This window comes from Streptomyces sp. NPDC060198, from assembly GCF_042728415.1.
GTDB lineage: Bacteria > Actinomycetota > Actinomycetes > Streptomycetales > Streptomycetaceae > Streptomyces.
This window is the reverse complement of record NZ_JBHWZJ010000575.1, coordinates 1-3,032: the sequence shown is the minus strand read 5'-3', so window position 1 is coordinate 3,032 and position 3,032 is coordinate 1. Positions and strand designations below refer to the sequence as shown.

Annotated in this window: 2 protein-coding genes; one reads left to right on the top strand and one right to left on the bottom strand. The window is 70.0% G+C overall.

Annotated features, from left to right (window positions below):
• Window positions 1-73: 73 nt before the first annotated feature.
• Entirely contained in the window at window positions 74-1,114 is a 1,041-nt protein-coding gene (locus ACFWEP_RS33630) for a LacI family DNA-binding transcriptional regulator (RefSeq protein WP_387375941.1), read from the bottom strand.
• 253 nt (window positions 1,115-1,367) lie between these two features.
• On the opposite strand from ACFWEP_RS33630, the gene ACFWEP_RS33625 reads away from it, so the two are divergent.
• Window positions 1,368-3,029, top strand: a complete 1,662-nt coding sequence (locus ACFWEP_RS33625) for a beta-1,3-glucanase family protein (protein WP_387375939.1) — start codon at window positions 1,368-1,370, stop codon at window positions 3,027-3,029.
• The last annotated feature ends 3 nt before the right edge of the window (window positions 3,030-3,032 follow it).

Genomic DNA, 3,032 nt, shown 5'->3' with positions numbered 1-3,032 from the left:
GGTGGACACCGGCCGCACCCCCTTGCTCATCCCCTGCGACGGATCACGCGGGACGGGGTGCCGGAGGCGGGTCTCAGGAAGAGGCCCGTCGTACCAGCGTGGTCGGGGTGATCACCGAGTCGGGCGCCCCTGTTCCCTTGCGGTCCCGGTCAAGGCCGCGCAGCAGCAGTCTCGCCATGAGCCGCCCCTGGCCCTCGACGTCCTGCCGGACGGTGCTCAGTGGCGGTACGGTCGCCTCGGCCACCGACGCCATGTCGTCGAAGCCGACCACGGCCACCTGGCCGGGCACCGGGATGCCGCGTTCGCCCAGTACCCGCAACGCACCCGAGGCCATCAGGTCGTTGGCGGCGAACACCGCGTCCAGGTCGGGCCGCCGCTCCAGCAGCTCTTCCATGGCCCGCGCCCCCGACTCCACGGTGAACGCGCCCTGAGCGACGAGTGTGGGATCGACGTCGATCTGGATGTCCCGGTACCCGTCGAACCGGTCCAGGGCCGAGGTCTGATCGGCCGGTCCACCGATGTAGGCGATCCGTTGCCGCCCCAGGTCCCGCAGGTGCTGCACGGCCGCCCGCGCCCCGCCCCGGTTGTCCGCGTCCACGTAACTGGCGGTGCGCTCCCCGGGAGGCGTGGTCCAGCTCGGCCGCCCGCCGTACACGGTCGGCAGACCGGCCCGTCGGGTGATCGCCGGCAGGGGGTCGTCGGTGTGCAGGGAGAAGGCGAGGGCTCCGTCGACGTGACCGCCCGAGAGGTACCGCTCGATCCGGCCGAAGTCTCCCGGCCCTTCCACGATCAACAGCACCAACTGGGCGTCGTGTTCGGCCAGTTCCTTACCTATGCCCCGGAGCTGGCGGGAGAAGAACGGGTCGGAGAAGATACGTATCTCCGGCTCGGCGATCACCACGGCCACCGCCCCGGTCCGCCGGGTGACGAGGGTGCGGGCCGCATGGTTCGGGATGTACTGGAGTTCTTCGACCGCTTGGCGCACCCGGTCCACCAGAGGCTGGCGCACACCGTCGCCCCCGTTGACGACCCGGGACGCGGTGGCCCTGGAGACTCCCGCGCGCGCCGCGACGGCTTCCAGGGTGGGCCGGGGGCCTGGGGACTGCTCGGGCAAGGCGGGCGCTCCTCAACGCTGGGCGGCGGACCGGTAGGCAAGACCGCCGGTCCGCTCACAGCCTAGCGCCGGGGCCACCCGGGAGCGGCGCCGCCACCGCCCCTGATTGAGAGCGCTCCCAAACTCGTCCCGTTTCGTTCGGCGCATCCCTTGACCCTCATTGGTACAGGCCATTAGCGTCGCGTTCGCCTCAGGGCAACACCCCCACCTCCGTCTTGTTTCTGACGGCTCATCACACCCTTTCGGAGGGTCAGTGGTCTCTCGACGTTCCTTCCTCACCGCGACCGGCGCGACCGCCGCCGCTGCCGCCCTCTCCCCGCTGTCGCCGTTCACCTCCACGGCCTCGGCCGCGAGCGCCCCGCTCCCGATCTCGCTCCAGAACAACTCCGGCAGCAACACCGTCTACGCGTACATCTCCGGTACGGACAGCAGCGGTTGGCCGGTCTTCGTCTCCGCGAACGGCGCCCTGAACCGGCTGCCGAACCCGTCGTCGGCGGTGACCCCGATCGCCGACTACGCCATCCCGCTGGGAGCCTCCGGCTCGGCAGCGACCAAGGTGAACCTGTCCGGCTTCATCATCGGAGGCCGGGTCTGGTTCTCGATCGGCCAGAAGCTCAAGTTCTTCGTCAACCCGGGCACGGTCCCCGGCGTGGTCCAGCCCGCACTGACCAGCGCCGACCCCAACTGGTCGACGAACTGGACGTTCTGCGAGTTCACCTTCAACAGCGCCAACCTCTACGCCAACATCTCCTACGTCGACATGGTCGGCCTGCCGGTCTCCATGTCCAGCACCGGCAGCTCCGGCAACCAGACGGTCAGCCCGCTGCCCAGCGGTGCGCTCGCCTCCATCGCCTCCGGCCTGCAGTCCCAGCACGCCACCGACGGCGCCCCCTGGGACAAGCTGGTGATCAACGACTCCTCCGGCGGGGTACTGCGCGTCCTCGCGCCCTCGCACTCCCCGGTGGACTTCGGCAACTACTGGGACGACTACCTGAACCGGGTGTGGGCCCGCTACGCCACCACCCCCCTGACGCTGAACGGCCAGGGCAGCATCGGCTCGTACACCGGAACCGTCTCCGGTGGGGCCATCGTCTTCTCCGGCCTGAACACCAACGGCGTCCCGTTCACCAAACCCAGCGCCGTCGACATCTTCGGCTGCGCCTCCGGCCCGCTCTACAACTCCGGCGGCGACGCGCGCGGCGCCATCGCGGCCCGGCTGTCCGCCGCGCTCAACCGGAGCAGCCTGCTGGTCTCCGGCGGCAACAACAACCCCGACGGCGTGTCCCCGTCCCAGTACTACACGGACCCCATCACCAACCACTACGCCCGGCTCGTCCACAAGTACGCGAGCATCGGCTACGCCTTCCCGTACGACGACGTCGGCCCCACCGGCTCCGCGCCCGTCGACGGCCACATCCAGGACGGCAACCCCACCTCGTGGACCATCTCGCTGGGCGCGGGCGCCGGTTCGGGCACCCCACCGGGCGGCGGTACGGGCACCGGCACGAGCGCCTACAACACCATCCAGGCGGAGTCCTTCTCGGCCCAGAGCGGCACCACCACGGAGGCCTGCTCCGACACCGGCGGCGGTCAGGACGTCGGGTACATCGCCCATGGCGACTGGCTCAAGTACTCGTCCCTGGACTTCGGTTCGACCTCGCCGTTCCAGTTCAAGGCCCGGCTCGCGTCGGGCGCCGCAGCGGGCGTGAGCGGCGCGATCAAGGTGCGTCTGGACAGCACCACCGGCCCGCAGATCGCGGAGATCAACTTCGCCAGCAGCGGCGGCTGGCAGACCTGGCAGACCGTGCCCGCCAACATCATCGCCTCCGCGACCGGTGTCCACGACGTCTACCTGGTCTTCTCCGGCAGCACTTCGGACTTCCTCAATCTCAACTGGTTCACCTTCACCAAGTGACCC